Source organism: Erwinia sp. SLM-02 (assembly GCF_037450285.1).
Taxonomy (GTDB): Bacteria; Pseudomonadota; Gammaproteobacteria; order Enterobacterales; family Enterobacteriaceae; genus Erwinia.
In genome coordinates this window covers 1952833-1969558 of the sequence record NZ_JAQISN010000001.1, presented here as the reverse complement: position 1 = coordinate 1969558, position 16726 = coordinate 1952833, and the positions used below count along the sequence as shown (strand labels likewise).

Below are 16726 nucleotides of genomic sequence, written 5' to 3'. Positions count from 1 at the left end.
TGCCTGAGGCTGCGTCGGCTAACGATGCCCGTTTATTGCAGGGTCGGCCGACGTTAAGGCCGCCCTCAACCACTTTTTCAGAGGTAACAAAGAACATGCCCGCACCGATACGATACGTACAGGACAGCCCTTACTTCCCGCCGGAAGTGGATGTGGTGGTGATCGGAGCCGGTATTGCCGGAGCAGCCGCCGCCTATGAGTTGGCGAAAAAAGGCGTCAGCGTGGTGCTGATTGAAAAAGGCCTGGTAGGCGGCGAGCAGTCGAGCCGTAACTGGGGCTGGTGCCGACAGCAGAACCGCGACGAGCGAGAGCTGCCGCTGATTATCCATGCCCTGCAGCGCTGGGGCGAGCTGGCAGCAGAAACCGGTGAAGAGCTGGGCTTCCGTCGCAGCGGGCTGGTTTATGCTTCGCGCAATCAGGATGACATCAACGCCTGGGAAAAATGGAACCAGATGGCGAAAAACTACGGCTTCAGCAGCGAGATCCTCACCGCGGCGCGGGCCAAAGAGATGACGCCGGGCAGCACCACCGACTGGCTGGGCGGCGTGTACTCCGCCACTGACGGCCATGCAGAACCGTCGCTGGCCGCACCCGGCCTGGCGATTGCCGCGCAGAAGCTGGGGGCGAAAGTCTTCCAGCAGTGCGCGGTGCGCGGGCTGGATATCGCCGGCGGCCGCGTCAGCGGAGTATGGACCGAGCGTGGCCTGATCAAAACCGGCAGGGTGATCTGCGCGGGTGGGGCGTGGACCTCGATGTTCTGCCGCAGACACGGCATCGATCTGCCGCTGGGCAACGTGATCGGCACCGCGTTCCGCACCAAACCGATTGAGCAGGCGATTGCGCTGCCGCTGTATACCCCGGGCTTCGCCTGTCGCCCGCAGATGGACGGCAGCTATACCATGTCGGTATCCGGCCGCGGTCGTCTGGAGCCGGGCGCACAGGGGCTGCGCTATGCCCGCCAGTTCTATCCTACCTTCAAGGCGCGGCGTAAAAATCTGACGCTTAATCTGGGCCTCAGCCCGTTCTTCAGCGGTCCCGAGGCCTTTGGCCGCTGGCAGATGGACGGCACCTCGCCGTTTGAAAAGATCCGCATTCTTGACCCGCGCCCGGATATGGCGATGGTGCAGGAAGGTATCGACGCCATGCGCAAAGAGTACCCGGCGATGGGCAAAATCCAGCTGGAGCAGGCGTGGGGCGGCATGATCGACAGCACGCCGGACGCCGTGCCGGTGATCTCCCACGTCGGCAAGCTGCCGGGGCTGATTATCTCCGCTGGCTACAGCGCGCACGGCTTTGGGATTGGCCCGGGCGCCGGTCGCCTGGCCGCTGACCTCGCCAACGGCGACGTGCCGGTGGTGGATCCGACCCCGTATCGCTATGAGCGACTGGTTGACGGCTCCGGCCTTAACGCGCCGGGCATGATGTAAGGAACGAAAATGACAATTGAATTCGTAGCGATGAATGAAACCCATCTGGATGCCGCCTTCGCGCTGACCCAGAGGCTGAAGTGGCCGCACCGCCGCGCCGACTGGCAGCAGGCGCTGCTGCTGGGTGAAGGGATTGTGGCGCAGGAAAACGGTGAGGTGATTGGCACCATTCTCTGCTGGCGCTGGGGGCGTGACTATTCCACCCTCGGGCTGGTGATCGTCGACGACGCCCAGCAGGGGCGCGGCATTGGTCGTCAGCTGATGCAGATGGGCCTGGATAAACTGGCCGGCAGCAATATTCGCCTGCACGCCACCGAGGCGGGCAAGCCGCTGTATGAAAAGCTGGGCTTTGTCGCCACCGGGCATATCGAGCAGCACCAGTGCCGCGAACTGCCGCCGGTCAGCGCCCCGGGCTGCGCACCCGGCCAGCGGCTGCGCACCGCGGCGCCCCAGGATGCGGCGCTGCTGACCGCGCTGGACCGCCAGGCGCTGGGCCAGCAGCGTCCGCTGCTGATCGCCAGTCTGATGGACAGCGCCGAGCGTTTTCTGGTGCTGGAAGAGAACGGCGCACCTGCCGGTTTCGCCTGCCTGCGACGCTTTGGTCACGGTTACGCCATCGGTCCGGTGGTGGCCCGCAGCGCTCAGGGCGCGAAGGTGCTGATCGGTGAGCTGCTCAGCGGCGTGAGCGGCCAGTTTGTGCGCATCGACACCGATCGCGCGCTGGGCCTTGGGCCGTGGCTGAACGAGCTGGGGCTGGTGGAAGTGGACGCCCCGGTCACCATGTACAAAGGCGAAGCCTGGCAGCCTGAGAACGGCGGTATGCAGGCGTTTGCGCTGATGACCCAGGCGATGGCGTAATGAATATTGTTTATAAATCAGAACCCGAACGCGGGCGTAAGTGGGCGGCGCTGCTGGCCGATCTGGTTCCCGGTGCCAGCTTCCGCCAGTGGCCGGAAGTGGGTAATGCCGATGAGGTGGAGTATCTGGTGGCCTGGCAGCCGCCGGAAAACATCATGCAGCAGTTTCCCAACCTGAAGGTGTTGTTTTCGGTGGGGGCCGGGGCGGACCAGTTTGACTACGCCAGCCTGCCGCCGTCGCTGCCGGTGGTGCGGATGATCGAGCCGGGGCTGACCCAGGGGATGGTGGAGTACGTTACCTTCGCCGTGCTCGGGCTGCACCGCGATATGCCGCGCTATCTGCACCAGCAGCGTGAAGCCGTGTGGCAGGCGCACAGCATGCGATCCGCCGCCGACTGCCGCATCGGTGTGATGGGGCTGGGCAATCTCGGCGAAGCGGTACTGAAGCCGCTGGTGGCGATGGGCTTTGACTGCGGCGGCTGGAACCGCAGCCCGCGCAATCTGCCCGGCGTGCGCTGCTGGACCGGGGAAGAGCAGCTCGGCGAGTTTCTGGCACGGACCGATATTCTGATCTGCCTGCTGCCGCTGACCGCCAGCACCGAGGGCATTCTCAACGCCGACCTGTTCCGTCAGCTGCCGCGCGGCGCTTCGCTGATTCAGGTAGGGCGCGGTCCGCAGCTCGATCACGACGCGCTGCTTGGCGCGCTGGATGAAAAGCATCTGTCGGCGGCGGTGATCGACGTGACCGTTCCCGAGCCGCTGCCCGCCGGGCACCGTTTCTGGCAGCACCCGCAGATCTGGCTGACGCCGCATATTGCCAGTCAGACCCAGCCGGAAAGCGCGGTCGTCGCGCTGCTGGAGAACATCCGCCGCTTTGAGCGCGGAGAAACCATGGTCGGCCTGGTCGACCGGGAAAAAGGATACTGATATGGAGTTTTCTCAGCTGGTCGCGCTGCGCCGCGATCTGCATACCCATCCTGAACTGGCGTACAACGAACACCGGACCGCGGCTATCGTCGCCGAATACCTCGACGACCTGGGCATTGAGGTGCATCGCGGCATCGGGAAAACCGGCGTGGTGGGCGTGCTGAAGCGCGGTAGCGGCACGCGCGCAATCGGCCTGCGCGCCGATATGGATGCGCTGCCGATGAACGATCTCGGCAGCCAGCCGTGGAAAAGCCAGACCCCGGGCGTCTGCCACGCCTGCGGCCACGACGGCCATACGGTGATGCTGCTGGGGGCTGCCGCAGAGCTGGCCTCGAATCCTGATTTTGACGGCACGGTGAATTTTATCTTCCAGCCTGCCGAAGAAGGGCAGGCGGGCGCGAAGGCGATGATCGACGACGGCCTGTTTACCCGCTTCCCCTGCGATGCGGTGTACGCCATTCATAACTGGCCGCAGCTGCCGCTCGGCGTGGCGCAGACCCGTCCCGGGCCGATCATGGCGGCGGGCGATGCGTTCAGCATTACCGTTCACGGCGGCGGCGGGCATGCCGCACAGCCGCAGCTGACGCCGGATACCCTGCTGGCAACCAGCGAGCTGGTGGTGGCGCTGCATACCATCGTCAGCCGCAACCTCGACCCCTGCGATCCGGCCGTGCTGACCGTGACGCGCATCAACGGCGGTTTCTCGCACAATATGATCCCGGCGGAAGCCACGCTCAACGGTACGGTGCGCGCCTTTGACGGTGCGGTGCAGGACACCATCGAGCGCCGAATGCGCGAGCTGGCCGCCAGCATTACCGCCGCCCACGGGCTGACGGCGACGGTGAAGTACGAGCGCTACTACCCGGCAACCATTAACAGCGCTGAAGAAGCGGAGGTGGCATTACGCGCCGCGCGTCGGGCGGGGCTGGAACACGGCGAAGCGGCAAAACCGGCGCTGACCTCGGAAGATTTCTCCTTTATGTTGCAGGCAAAACCGGGGGCTTATCTGTGGCTTGGCTCTGCCGACAGCCGCCCGCTGCACCATTCGGAATATGATTTTAACGACGCGCTGATCCCCTTCGGCATTCGCTGGTTCCGCGCCGTCGTGCAGGAAACGCTCGGCGTAAAAATATAACCGAACGATTAGCCTGAATTACGAAAGTTAATGCTGCTGCCGGTCGATGAACGGCAGCTTACCCCCACGGCTTATTGCGATACTTGGCAAATACCATCTTCACGTCAAAGAGGCAAAGAAATGCATAATTTACTGGCTGAGCAGCAGACATTTTCTGATAACGCCCTGTTACTGGATGCCCGTGCAGAGAACGTACCGCGCGGCGTGGTAACGGCACACCCGATTGTGATTGCCAAAGGCAAAGGTTCGGAAGTGTGGGATGTGGAAGGAAATCGCTATTTAGATTTCGTCGGTGGCATCGGCGTATTAAACGTGGGTCACAATCATCCGGCGGTGGTCAAGGCCGTTACCGAGCAGCTGCAGCGCGTTTCCCACGCCTGTTTCCAGGTGGCTGCCTACCCGGGCTATATTGAACTGGCCAAACGCCTGAATAAATTAGTCGGTGCCGGTGAGGAATTTAAAAGCGTCTTCTTCACCAGCGGCGCAGAAGCGGTAGAAAATGCGGTGAAGATCGCCCGCGCCCACACCAATCGTCCGGGCGTAATTGCCTTTGACGGTGCGTTCCACGGGCGTACCTTATTAGGCGTGACCCTGACCGGCATGAGCCAGCCATATAAACAGAACTTCGGCCCGTTCCCGGGCGATGTTTACCGCGTGCCGTTCCCGAATGCCTTCCACGATATCTCTGAAGCAGACTGCTTAAAGGCGCTGGATACTCTGTTCGCCGTGCAGATCCTGCCGGAGCGCGTGGCGGCCATCATTATTGAGCCGGTGCAGGGCGACGGCGGTTTCCTGGCCGCATCCCCGAGCTTTATGCAGGCGCTGCGCGAGATCACCCAACGCCACGGTATTCTGCTGATCTGCGATGAAGTTCAGACCGGCTTTGGCCGCACCGGCAAAATGTTTGGCTTCCAGCATACCGGCATTGTGCCGGACCTGGTGACCGTAGCGAAAAGCCTTGGCGGCGGCCTGCCGATTTCCGGCGTGGTCGGTAAAGCGGCGATCATGGACGCGCCGACGCCGGGCGGCCTGGGCGGCACCTACGGCGGTAACGCTCTGGCCTGCGCGGCCTCGCTGGCGGTGCTGGATCTGCTGGAGCACGACAACCTGCTGGATCGCTCCAATCAGCTCGGTGAGCAGCTGAATGCCCGCCTGCGCCAGCTGGCGGATAAATACGCCTGCATCGGTGAAGTGCGCGGTATCGGCTTTATGCAGGCGGTGGAGATTATCGACTTTGAAACCAAACAGCCGGATGCGGCGCTCACGCAGAAAATTCTGGACTGCGCCTGCCAGGAAGGTCTGCTGTTAATCAAGTGTGGCCTGCATCGCAATACCGTGCGTTTCCTTGCCCCGCTGGTGACCAGTGATTCGCAGCTGGAGGAAGCACTGCATATCTTTGATATTGCACTGGCTCGCGCCACGGGTCGACTGGGCTGATCGACAGTTCCTCATTGATATTATTGCAATTATTGATAATAACGGCTGGATGGTATGGCACGGTAAAACGCTGGCGTAAGTTGCAGAAAGCGTGCTATACCATTGGAAATTACCTGAAATATCTGGCGCGCAGCACATCCCACTGCGCGGGGGATAAGGAAGGGTTGTAACAATGTAGTAACAATGAGGGCGGTTATGAACGGCTTAATGAAACTGGACCGTATCGACATCAACATTCTGGTGCAGCTGCAAAAAGATGGCCGTATCAGCAATGTGAATCTTGCCGATGCCGTTGGGCTGTCGCCCAGCCCCTGTCTGCAGCGCGTCAAGCGCCTGGAAACCGCCGGGTTTATCACCGGCTATGAAGCCCACATCAATCTGACCAAGATTACGGATTCGGTGACGGTGTTTACCGAGGTAACGCTGTCCGGTCATCGTCGCGAAGATTTCATGAAGTTTGAGAGCGCCATCCGCGAGGTGGACGAGCTGATGGAGTGCCATCTGATCACCGGCGGTTATGACTATCTGTTACGGTTTATCACCCGCAGTATTGAGCACTATCAGGAAGTTATTGAAGGGCTGCTCGATGCGAAGGTGGGGATTGATAAGTACTTTAGTTACATTGTGATTAAGTCACCGATAATGAAAAGCAGCGTACCTTTGCGTTCGTTAATAACGCGTCATACCCAGGTTGAGTTTTGATTTAGCTGGTTAGCTGGGGTCGCTGCGGCATGGGGGGACGGGGGTCGGCCTCTGCGACTGCCGGGCGGTCCTCGCGCCGCTGTGCGGTGCCTTCGGTTACGGCTTCGGGCCTTGCGGATCGGCACGGAGCGGGCGTCCTGCCCGCGCCATGCCTGATGGCCGCATCCCTGCGGCCCTCTCCGGTCCCGCCGCCTTCACCTCAGCGCTGCGGATTGCCCGGCAGCCGCAGAGGCCGATCCCCCTCGAAGTGCGTGCTTGCTGCGTTTATTGCTGGTCCTGACGAGGAAGCCTGGCTGGCCGTGGACGAAGGCTGGCCTCTCCGTTCTCGGAGTCTTCACCTTACTGCTGCGGATTGCCCGGCAGCCGCAGAGGCCGATCCCCCTCGAAGTGCGTGCTTGCTGCGTTTATTGCTGGTCCTGACGAGGAAGCCTGGCTGGCCGTGGACGAAGGCTGGCCTCTCCGTTCTCGGAGTCTTCACCTTACTGCTGCGTATTGCCCGGCAGCCTCAGAGGCCGATCCCCCTCGAAGTGCGTGCTTGCTGCGTTTATTGCTGGTCCTGACGAGTAAATCAGGCTGGCAGTGGCCGAAAGCTGGCTCTCCGGTCCCGCTGCTTTCACCTCAGTGCTGTGAAATTAATGAAATCTGTCAGCATTTTCCCAGTCAGATTGGCCATCCCAATTTGTTTTATCTCGCCTTAAACTGATGAATAGAATTCTGCATCTTTTTTGTGATATCTGGTGGCGGTGTTGCGAGGTATCGCTCTTTTGTCGCTGCTGGCATTTGTCGCTTTCATCTACACGGCGTAAACTGAATAACGTATGGATTTTAAGTTGAGGTTTTTATGCGTTTAGAACATTGCCAGGAAGATATGAGTGTTATTAGCAATGCCCTTGCTACGGTAACCTCGGGTTTTTCTCGTGTTCAGCTGGTAGCCTCTGGACCTAAACATATTGTAAAACATCATGCTTTCCGTCGGGTACGCGGTACGTTAACAACTAAATTTACTGGTTTCAGGGTTCAGGATCATTCAGGTCTGAACGCCTTTTTCGTTTACGAGAATGAGGTTGCCGCTCATCTGAACGGGATTGAAAATGAGCTTGCGGAACTCACGGCCAGGCATGTCAGGTTAACTCACTCTGTGCATGACTGGAGTGCGGAAAAAATACGTGGGAATTTTGGAAAAAGTCGCTACGAGGACCTCAAGAACGTTGATCTCACCGTACGCGGTTTGGAAGGCTATGTTAACAAACTTATTCGTGAAGCCAGTCGACCACATCCCTATCTGAAACGCCTGAGCGATTCGATCACCGAATACCGGATAGCCATTTCTGATTTGTTGATGATTCTGGATCAGTGCTTTAGCAGTGTTGAAATTTCTGACTCACAAACGGGATTAATTGACGCGAATCTGTTCGCCAATTTCACCACATTCAACTGAGATCACTCAATGAAGGTCACATGGAATTGTGACAGCTACGCCAGGTTCCTGGAGCCGGTATTTGGGATAATGCCGGATCTGAAAGACTCCTTACTACGCGATTTCATCGCCTTCAAAGGGTTTGGTATATTTCCGGATGTTTTAGGTAAAGATGGCCCGTACACTGCGCCGGATGCCATCGTTTCATCTCGCGTTTACCACGTTCATCTCCTGTTTACGAGGGAGGAAAGAACACGTTCTCGCTATCGCTACAACCGAACGAGCGATCGCGCACTGATTTATACTCAGCACGCGAAGTTTCAGGATATCTACAGCCTGTTGGCTATATTCCCTCAGAATGCTCATGCGCTAGCCAAAGACGCCAAAATTATGGCTGATATAGCATTCCATGCTCAGGCGTTTCAAACGCTTGAAAATCCGTAAGGACCCTATTTCTTCTTATTCAGCATCGACTTCAAATCGGCAAACGGGTTGTAGGTGGCTTCACCGACATCTTTTTGCGCGTCTTCACCCGCCACCACGGTCGTACCGTACTGGTCTGCCTCAGTATATTTCGAGTGCTCGTGATCGTGACAGTACAGGCACAACAGCTCCCAGTTGCTGCCATCTTCCGGGTTATTGGTGTGATCGTGATCGATGTGGTGAACCGTTAACTCACGCAGGTTGGAATAAACGAACTCGCGTGAACAGCGGCCGCAGACCCACGGATAAATTTTGAGTGCTTTCTCACGGTAGCCGCTTTCCAGCCGCGCGTAGTTCTTAGGGATAAAAGCCATTGCCGATGTTACCTGTGATAGAACGATGAATTCAGAATAGTGCTGTCAATATACCTCATTATTGAAAGTAAGGATAAATGAAGTACGCCGTGCCTGTGGTGATAATAAACGGCCCTCTCCAGGCCGCAGCGCCCGAACTTCAGTTCGATTTATCCCGCCAGGCAATGACCCCTGATACAGGTCGCAGGGTAAAAATTGCCTGTTAAGAGCAGAAATGTCACCTGGTGAAACAGATGACGGCAGGGGCAGAAGTCTCGTAGTGTGGCAGACGAGGTGAAACAACAAGAGGAGACCATCATGAGCAGATTTCAGGGCAAACGCATACTGATTACCGGCGGAACCAGCGGAATGGGGCTGGCCGGTGCGCTGCGCATTGTCAGAGAAGGTGGACAGGTTGCAATTACCGGCCTGAATGAGGAGCGCCTGGCGAAAGCCCGCAGTCTGCTGCCGGCAAACACACCGATCCTGAGAAGCGATGCCGCCGATGAGCAAGATATCACTGCGCTGGCGGCGGCCGTCAGCGAGTGGGGGAGGCTGGACGGACTATGGCTGAATGCCGGCTTCGCCGAGGTGGGCGAACCGGAATCGGTAACGGCCGAGGGCTTTAACCGGATGATGAACGCCAATGTTCGCGGCCCGATGCTGCAGTTTGCCTCACTTTCCGCCCGGTTAAATCCCGGCGCTTCCGTACTGGTAACCTCATCGTCCTCGGTTTATGAAGGCGCGGCGATGACCAGCCTGTATGCGGCGACGAAAGGGGCAACCGTGGCGATGGTGAAAAGCTGGGCTGCCGCGCTAGGCTCGCGAAATATCCGGGCGAATACGCTGGTCCCCGGGCCGATTGAAACCAATTTCAGGCACTTCATGCCGGAAGAGTCCCGCCAGCAGTTCGAGGATTTCGTGGTCAGCCAGGTGCCGCTGCGGCGAGCCGGAAGCGCGGAAGAAGCCGCTGCCGTGGCGCTGTTCCTGCTTTCCGATGATGCCTCCTACGTGACGGGTAGCCAGTACGCGGTGGATGGCGGACTGGTTCATTACTGAAGTGCAAGCTGTCTGAAGCGCTGCCCTCTGTCATCCTTTATAACGCAAAACTGAGCCGAGCCGGATCCCCTGAAACGGGGGATCCTGTTCGCCTGTTATATTTGCGTGAGTTATCTCTGATATTTATCAGGCTGTTTTTTTAAGTTTCTGTCGGCAGCGGCTGTTTAATACCCCTGCTGATGACAGCGGCAGTAGCGAATATCGCTTCTGCAAACCGTTGCCCCTCTGCCGCCTCCCGGCGTAAAACGTAGTGAGAAAGAAACTTAATCTTCAGTACGGTGAAAATTTCAAATGAAAAGATCACGGCGTGTTATTAAGTTATTTTAGGATTTTTCAGGAATCTTTATTCTGGAGTAAGGATTATGTAAAAATTATACTGTTACGCTGAAAAATAACGTTAAATATTGTAAGGAATACAATGAAAAAGCTACTCCTCTGCGGCATGGTATTACTTTCCACATCCTGCGCTGATTTCCAGCAGACCGTGGGCGAAAAAATGAAAGCGGTGAATGCGGCTCTCAATACCAATAGCTCCACCGGTACGCAAACCACGGCCTCGGCTAAACAGTCCGGTAAAATCACCAATGAACAGTGCAAAACCAGCATCGGTAAAACCCGGAGCTATTTTGAACAGATCGTCGGCTTTAAGCTGAATGAATCTAATTCATCCGGCTACACCTCATTCTCGGAAACGTATAACCTCCAGATCTCCGACCGCAAAGACCGCTTCGGTGGAAATCTGGCTATCTGCATCATCTCTATCGACCCGCAGACCAATAAAGTGACCACGTTCTCTATGCCGACATAAGTCGCATCGGGTTTGAAAACAAGGGGCGATATTTCTGCCCCTTGTAAGATGATTTTATTTAGCTTTCTACCTCTCACTCAGATATTTTTCTGCTTCTGCTTCTGCTTCTGCTTCTGCTTCTGCTTCTGCTTCTGCTTCTGCTTCTGCTTTTGCGTTAGCCTTTCAACCTGCAAAACCTTTCATTACAGACGCCCTGATTTGTGCCGAGGAATTCCCTGGCACCGATTGATCGACGACTAAGCGTTTATGCTCAAGCGGCCAAACGCCGAGACGATATGGCTAGCGGCTGAGGCTCTCTTAATTCTTAAAGGCAACCAGGAAATCGAACAGCAGACGGGTGGTGGCCCCAAACGGGGCAATCCGCAGCGCTGAACGGAAAGAGGAAGCCAGGATTCATCCGCAGGGACGCGGGTGAAAGTCGCTGCCGGGCAGGACGCCCGTCAGCGACGGTCCGACAGGCTGACGACTGAAGAGAAGGAATCGCGAAGCGACGCGAGGACCCGCCCCGTTTGGGGCCACCACCCGTCAGCGCTGTCGCCGCGCTCACCGGGGATTAACCCATTTAAATTACAGACTCGATCCCCCATTAAATCGACTGGCCGAATCAGCGGACTCACACGCCCCGTTTGGGGCCACCACCCGTCAGCGTTGTCGCCGTGCTCACCGGCGACGCAGAAAATTTCCCCACTCACCCCTAATTCCCCACAAAACGCCGTAGTCACCCCCCGTTACAAAAAAATCCCGCCGCCGAAAAACCGTACACTCGTTTTATCCCCACAAAAAACAGGTCAGGAGCCACCATGCTACAGCCGCTTGTGCCTAAGATCGCCGAATGGCAGCGCGAAGACTATCTGCTCAGCAGCGACCCCAACCGGCTGGACGTGGCATGGGTCCACCACCAGCTCTCTGAAAACAGCTACTGGGCCAAAGGACAGCCGCTGGCGCAAACCCTGCGCGCCCTGGCCGGATCGCTGTGCTTTGGCATCTATCACCGGGGCCAGCAGGTGGGATTTGGCCGGCTGATCACCGACTACAGCCGCTTTGCCTACCTCAGCGACGTGATGATTGACCCGTCGCAGCGCGGCCACGGGCTGGGAGGCTGGTTTGCCGCCACCATCCTGAAACACCCCGAACTTCAAACCGTAAAACGCTGGATGCTGGCCACCGACGATGCCCATGAGGTCTATCGCCGCGCGGGCTGGCAGCCGGTGGAAAAGCCACAGCGATTGATGGAATTTATTCCCACCCAACCAGAGGATCACACCGCATGAGTTACCGCGTTGGCGTCGATATTGGCGGCTCGTTCACCGATTTTGCCGTGCTGGACGAGCGAGATAACAGCATTCGAACGCTAAAAGTTCTGTCGCGCCCCGACAGCCCCGGCAGCGAAATTACCACCGGCCTGGCCCAGTTCCGCGAGAGTGACGGCATCCAGCCACAGGAAATCAGCGCTTTCACCCACGGCACCACCGTGGGCGTTAATGCGGTTATCCAGCGCAAAGGGGTAAAGCTGGCGCTGTTTGCCACCGACGGTTTCTGTGACGTGCTGGAACTGGCCCGCCTGAAGATCCCCCATATCCACGATCTGTTTTCACGCCGCCCGGCGCCGCTGATTTCCCGCGACCGGGTTTTCGCCGTTCGCGAGCGTACCGACCGCGATGGCCGGGTGCTGCAGGAGGTCGATCGGCAAAGCGTGGTAGAGGCGATTGACGGTGCGCGCGCGGCGGGCTGCGAGGGGATTGTGGTTTCGCTGCTGCACAGCTATCGCAACGGCGGCAACGAGGCGCGGGTGCGCGAGCTGGTCGCTGAACTGGCCCCGGATCTGCTGACCTCCTGCTCGGCGGAGATCTGGCCGATTATTCGCGAATACGAACGCACCATTACGGCGGTGATTAACGCCTACGTGCAGCCAAAAGTGATCCACTACCTCGACTCGTTCGAGCGGGCGCTAAAAGAAATGGGCGTGCCGGTGCCGCCGCGCATCACCAAGTCCAACGGTGGGGTGATGGGGCTGGCGCAGGCAAAAGCGGAGTGCGTGCAGATGGTGCTATCCGGCACCGCCTCCGGGGTGATTGGGGCCAGCTACATTGCGGAAAACTGCGGCTTCGATCGCCTGCTGAGCCTGGATATTGGCGGCACCAGCGCCGATGTGGCGGTGATTATCGATGGCCGCCCGGAATACGGCAGCGGTGAAATTATCGGTGATTTCCCGATCTATATCCCGTCGGTTTCCGTGACCTCAGTGGGCCAGGGCGGCGGGTCGATCGCCTGGATTGACAGCCTCGGCGTACTGCAGGTGGGGCCGGACAGCGCCGGTTCACTGCCTGGCCCGGTCTGCTTCCGGCGCGGCGGCACCGAAGCCACCGCTACCGATGCCTTTGCTGCCTGCGGCATGATCGGCCACGGCGATCTCGGCTACAACGCGGTGCAGGTTGACGTGCCGGGCGCGCGGGCGGCGGTGCAGAAACTGGCGGAGCCGCTGGGCATCAGCATTGAGGAGACGGCGGAAAACATCATCGCGCTGGCGATCTCCAGTATGTACAGCGACACCAGCGGGCTGATTTCCCGCTTCGGACTCGACCCGCGTGAGTTCTACTTCCTCGCGTTCGGCGGCGCCGGGCCAATGATGGGCTGCTTCCTGGCGCGCGAGCTGAAGCTGAAAGGCGTGGTCGTACCGCCAACGCCCGGCGTGCTGTCGGCGTTGGGCGGGCTGGTGGCCGATATTAAGAACGACTTTATCAACACGCTCTACTGCGATCTGACCCCGGCGGCCATTAACGATCTGCATGACGCCAGCGGCGTGCTGCGCGATGAAGCGGAAGGCTGGCTGCAGCGGGAATACGGCGGCGATCTGCCGTACCGGCTGAGTTTCTCCGCCGATATGCGCTACCGCGGCCAGTCGTTTGAAATCGACGTGGCGCTGGAGGAGGAATGGCTGCGGGCGGGCGATCTGGCCGCAATCCGTCAGGCCTTTGATGCCCATCACACCCGGCTGTTTGGCCACCATGATGAACATGCGGCAGTGCAGCTGATTAACCTGCGGCTGGTGCTGAGCTCGCCAACGCCTAAACCACAGATGAAGCTGCTGGCGGCGGCCGATGGCCCGGTACTGGTGCTGCGCCAGGTGGAAGCGTGGATCGACGGGCGCTGGTGGCAGGTGGATGTGGTTTCCCGCTCCGCGCTGGCCGCCGGGCACCGGCTGACCGGGCCGGTCATCGTCGCGCAGGATGACTGCACCACCTGCGTACCACCGCAGATGCAGGTCGACGTCGACCGCTTTGGCAACCTGATTATCACCCCCGTATCCGGAGAACATCATGGCAATTGATGGCCGTAACCTGCAGATCCTCGCCAACTACTGCGCGGCCGCGGCCGATGCGATGGCATTTACCCTGATGCGCACCGCGCATTCCACCTTCGTCAAAGAGACGGAAGACTTTTCCTGTCAGATCGTCAGCCGCGACGGGCTGGCCTTTGCCTCACCGCGCAGTTTCGGCGCACCCTGGTACAGCGGCATCGACTACGGCCCGGTGCTGGCGCTGATCGAGGGCTATCAGGAAGGGGATATCTGCATCACCAACGACGCCTACGCCGGGAACGTGGCGACCCACTCACCGGATATCCATATCTGGAAGCCGGTGTTCCATCAGGGCGAGATCGTCTGCTTTGTGGTCGGCCATATCCATAACACCGATGTGGGCGGCGCGGTCCCCGCCTCGCTGTCGCGGTCGCTGACCGAGATCGTGCAGGAGGGGATCCGCATCCCGCCGCTGAAAATCATCAGTGGCGGCCAGATGAATGAGGCGGTGGCGCAGATCATGCGGCTAAACGTGCGTGCGCCGGATCAGAACTGGGGCGACTTCAACGCGCAGATTGCCTCGGTCAATATCGGCGAGCGCAAAGTGCAGGAGATCATCGCCCGCTTTGGCATTGAGGATTTCCTGACCGGCGTGGAGGGCATTCTCGACTATGCCGAACAGCAGGCGCGGTCGATTATCAGCACCATTCCCGACGGCGAATACTTCTATGCCGATTATGCCGACGAAGACGGCGAGGGCGGCTATCCGTGCCGTATCGCCATTACGCTGCGGATCAAAGGCGACAGCCTGGAGCTGGACTACACCGGCAGCGATCCGCAGCTGGCCTCATCGCTGAATATGCCTACCGGCGGCCGCGAGCGGCATCCGCTGGCGCTGGTCGGCGTCACCTATGTGCTTTCGACCCTCGACCGTTCGCTGCTGCTGAACGCCGGCACCCTGCGGCCAACCCGCGCGATCCTGCCGCCGGGCACGATTATGAACTGCGAGGCACCGGCGGCGGTCGGCATGCGTTCGCTGACCTGCGCGATGTCGCAGATTGCCACCGTCGGGGCGTTCTCGCTGGCGATGCCGGACAGGCTGCCCGCCAACTCGCCGGGTGGCAACTCAATTATCAATATCCGCACCGTGGATGGGCAGAACCGGACCGTGGTGGCTTCGCTGGGGCCGGTCGGCGGCGGCGCGGGTGGCACACCGAAGCACGACGGCCCGGACGGCTCCGGCGGGCTGTCGGCGTTCCTGAAAAACACGCCGATTGAGATCAACGAAGCGGAAGTGCCGGTGCGTTTCCACCGCTACGGCCTGGCGGCGGACAGCGCCGGGGCGGGCAAGTATCGCGGCGGCCTGGCCACGGAGATGGCGTTTGAGGTGTTCGCACCGAATACCACCATTACCGCCCGCAACCGCAACCGCTCGGTGTTCTCCTCCGCGGGCACGGCGGGAGGACGGGCGGGCAGCACCTCCTGGTTCCGCACCACGCATCCCGACGGCAGCGTGACGGAGCACGGCAATACCGACGTGATCCACTGCGGGCCTGGAGACGTGGTGACGGTGAAAGGGCCGGGCGCGGGGGGCTACGGCGCGGCAAAAGATCGTGATGCGCAGGCGGTGCTGCGGGACGTGCAGTGTGGATTCCTCAGCGAGCAGGCGGCACGCGATCAGTACGGCGTGGTGGTGCAGCGCGGTGAAATCGATCTGTCGGCCACGGCGGAACGTCGTGCGGCGATGCCCGGTGCGGGCGATAAGCATTTTGATGTGGGTGCGGCACGCGAAGGCTTTGAGTCCGTCTGGACGGAGGACCGCTATCGTCTGCTGACCGCGTTTCTGGCCGAGCGGCCGGTTGTGTGGCGGCACTTCCTCAAGCATCAGGTATTTGCGGCGGTGCAGAAGGGGGAGGGTAGCGATCTGCCGCTGGAGCAGCAGATGGCGGCGCTGTTCGCCCGGCTGATGGCGCAGTTTCCGGCGCTGAGTGCGAGATAGCGATTAGGGTTATTTACAGGCTCGATTCGTCGGTTAGTCAGAGGATTGATGAGGTTGCACATTTTGGGCCAGGCGTATCGGTGTGTTGGCTGGTTAGCGGCAAATTCTGCGTCTGGCGTATCGGTGTGTGCCGGGTTCGCGGACTCGGCGTGAACACGTCCGTGTAGCCTCGATTCGCGCGTCCCTGCGCTCAACGGTCCGCGAACCCGGCACACACCGATTGCCTGCTAGCTAATCTGTTGCTTTCAGGAAAACCAAAATAGGTAATCTCGTATTGGCATCATTGCTGGTTATTCAAGGTGTCGCTGTTAATCAAAACTAATGTTGTTTGCAGCAACACGAATGTTGGAGAGGATGACCGTTACGGGACAGGTTAGCCGGGTGTCTGCCGCAGGGATGCGGCAGTCAAGCCCCCATGGATGGGTTTACGGCGACCCGGCGATCTGCCCGTAACGGTCAGCCTTGGCACCGGACGGTCAGCCAATCCACCTCATGCTGACGACCTGTTAATCAAGACGTTGCGGTTGGTCAAAACGGATGTTGTTTGCAGCAACGCGAATGTTGGATTGGATGACCGCTACGGGACAGGTTAGCCGAGTGTCTGCCGCAGGGATGCGGCAGTCAAGCCCCCATGGATGGGTTTACGGCGACCCGGCGATCTGCCCGTAACGGTCAGCCTTGGCACCGGACGGTCAGCCAATCCACCTCATGCTGACGACCTGTTAATCAAGACGTTGCGGTTGGTCAAAACGGATGTTGTTTGCAGCAACGCGAATGTTGGAGAGGATGACCGTTACGGGACAGGTTAGCCGGGTGTCTGCCGCAGGGATGCGGCAGTCAAGCCCCCATGGATGGGTTCACGGCGACCCGGCGATCTGCCCGTA

14 protein-coding genes are annotated in these 16726 nt (G+C 59.4%); 13 read left to right on the top strand and 1 reads right to left on the bottom strand.

Going from position 1 to position 16726, the window contains the following annotated elements; genetic code table 11:
* Positions 1-95: 95 nt before the first annotated feature.
* From PGH32_RS09135 to PGH32_RS09100, 8 genes are all read left to right on the top strand, one after another.
* The gene (locus PGH32_RS09135; RefSeq protein ID WP_337893817.1) at positions 96-1427 is read left to right on the top strand and encodes an NAD(P)/FAD-dependent oxidoreductase; all 1332 of its coding nucleotides are present in this window, start codon (positions 96-98) and stop codon (positions 1425-1427) included.
* 9 nt (positions 1428-1436) lie between these two features.
* On the top strand, positions 1437-2285 hold the full coding sequence (locus PGH32_RS09130) for a GNAT family N-acetyltransferase (protein ID WP_337893816.1): 849 nt from the start codon (positions 1437-1439) through the stop codon (positions 2283-2285).
* Positions 2285-3211, top strand: coding sequence for a 2-hydroxyacid dehydrogenase (locus PGH32_RS09125; RefSeq protein WP_337893815.1), 927 nt, complete (start codon positions 2285-2287; stop codon positions 3209-3211). Before PGH32_RS09130 ends, PGH32_RS09125 begins: the two co-directional genes overlap by 1 nt.
* A 1-nt stretch (position 3212) precedes the next feature.
* Positions 3213-4346 carry a M20 aminoacylase family protein gene (locus tag PGH32_RS09120; RefSeq protein ID WP_337893814.1) on the top strand — a complete coding sequence of 378 codons (1134 nt, stop codon included), beginning with the start codon at positions 3213-3215 and terminating at the stop codon, positions 4344-4346.
* 120 nt (positions 4347-4466) lie between these two features.
* Positions 4467-5783, top strand: a complete 1317-nt coding sequence (gene gabT, locus PGH32_RS09115) for a 4-aminobutyrate--2-oxoglutarate transaminase (RefSeq protein WP_337893813.1) — start codon at positions 4467-4469, stop codon at positions 5781-5783.
* A gap of 195 nt (positions 5784-5978) precedes the next feature.
* Positions 5979-6485, top strand: coding sequence for an Lrp/AsnC family transcriptional regulator (locus tag PGH32_RS09110; protein ID WP_314423169.1), 507 nt, complete (start codon positions 5979-5981; stop codon positions 6483-6485).
* A gap of 841 nt (positions 6486-7326) precedes the next feature.
* Entirely contained in the window at positions 7327-7923 is a 597-nt protein-coding gene (locus PGH32_RS09105; RefSeq protein WP_337893812.1) for a hypothetical protein, read from the top strand.
* A 69-nt stretch (positions 7924-7992) separates the two neighbouring features.
* A complete protein-coding gene (locus PGH32_RS09100) occupies positions 7993-8346 on the top strand; it encodes a type II toxin-antitoxin system YafO family toxin (RefSeq protein WP_337893811.1) in 354 nt (117 codons plus the stop codon).
* A 5-nt stretch (positions 8347-8351) separates the two neighbouring features.
* On the opposite strand, the gene yajD is transcribed toward PGH32_RS09100, so the two are convergent.
* A complete protein-coding gene (gene yajD, locus PGH32_RS09095; protein ID WP_123329247.1) occupies positions 8352-8699 on the bottom strand; it encodes an HNH nuclease YajD in 348 nt (115 codons plus the stop codon).
* Positions 8700-8996: 297 nt separating this feature from the next.
* Here yajD and PGH32_RS09090 point away from each other — a divergent pair, with 297 nt between their 5' ends.
* From PGH32_RS09090 to PGH32_RS09070, 5 genes are all read left to right on the top strand, one after another.
* Entirely contained in the window at positions 8997-9737 is a 741-nt protein-coding gene (locus PGH32_RS09090) for an SDR family oxidoreductase (protein WP_337893810.1), read from the top strand.
* Positions 9738-10155: 418 nt separating this feature from the next.
* Positions 10156-10545: a hypothetical protein gene (locus PGH32_RS09085; RefSeq protein WP_337893809.1), complete on the top strand. Its 390-nt coding sequence runs from the start codon at positions 10156-10158 to the stop codon at positions 10543-10545.
* An 800-nt stretch (positions 10546-11345) separates the two neighbouring features.
* Positions 11346-11816 (top strand): GNAT family N-acetyltransferase, encoded by a 471-nt coding sequence (locus PGH32_RS09080; protein ID WP_314427846.1) that lies wholly within the window; start codon positions 11346-11348, stop codon positions 11814-11816.
* Complete coding sequence (locus tag PGH32_RS09075) at positions 11813-13873, top strand: hydantoinase/oxoprolinase family protein (protein ID WP_337893808.1); 2061 nt, start codon at positions 11813-11815, stop codon at positions 13871-13873. Before PGH32_RS09080 ends, PGH32_RS09075 begins: the two co-directional genes overlap by 4 nt.
* The gene (locus PGH32_RS09070; protein WP_337893807.1) at positions 13863-15842 is read left to right on the top strand and encodes a hydantoinase B/oxoprolinase family protein; all 1980 of its coding nucleotides are present in this window, start codon (positions 13863-13865) and stop codon (positions 15840-15842) included. The genes PGH32_RS09075 and PGH32_RS09070 overlap by 11 nt, the downstream gene beginning before the upstream one ends.
* Positions 15843-16726: the final 884 nt, after the last annotated feature.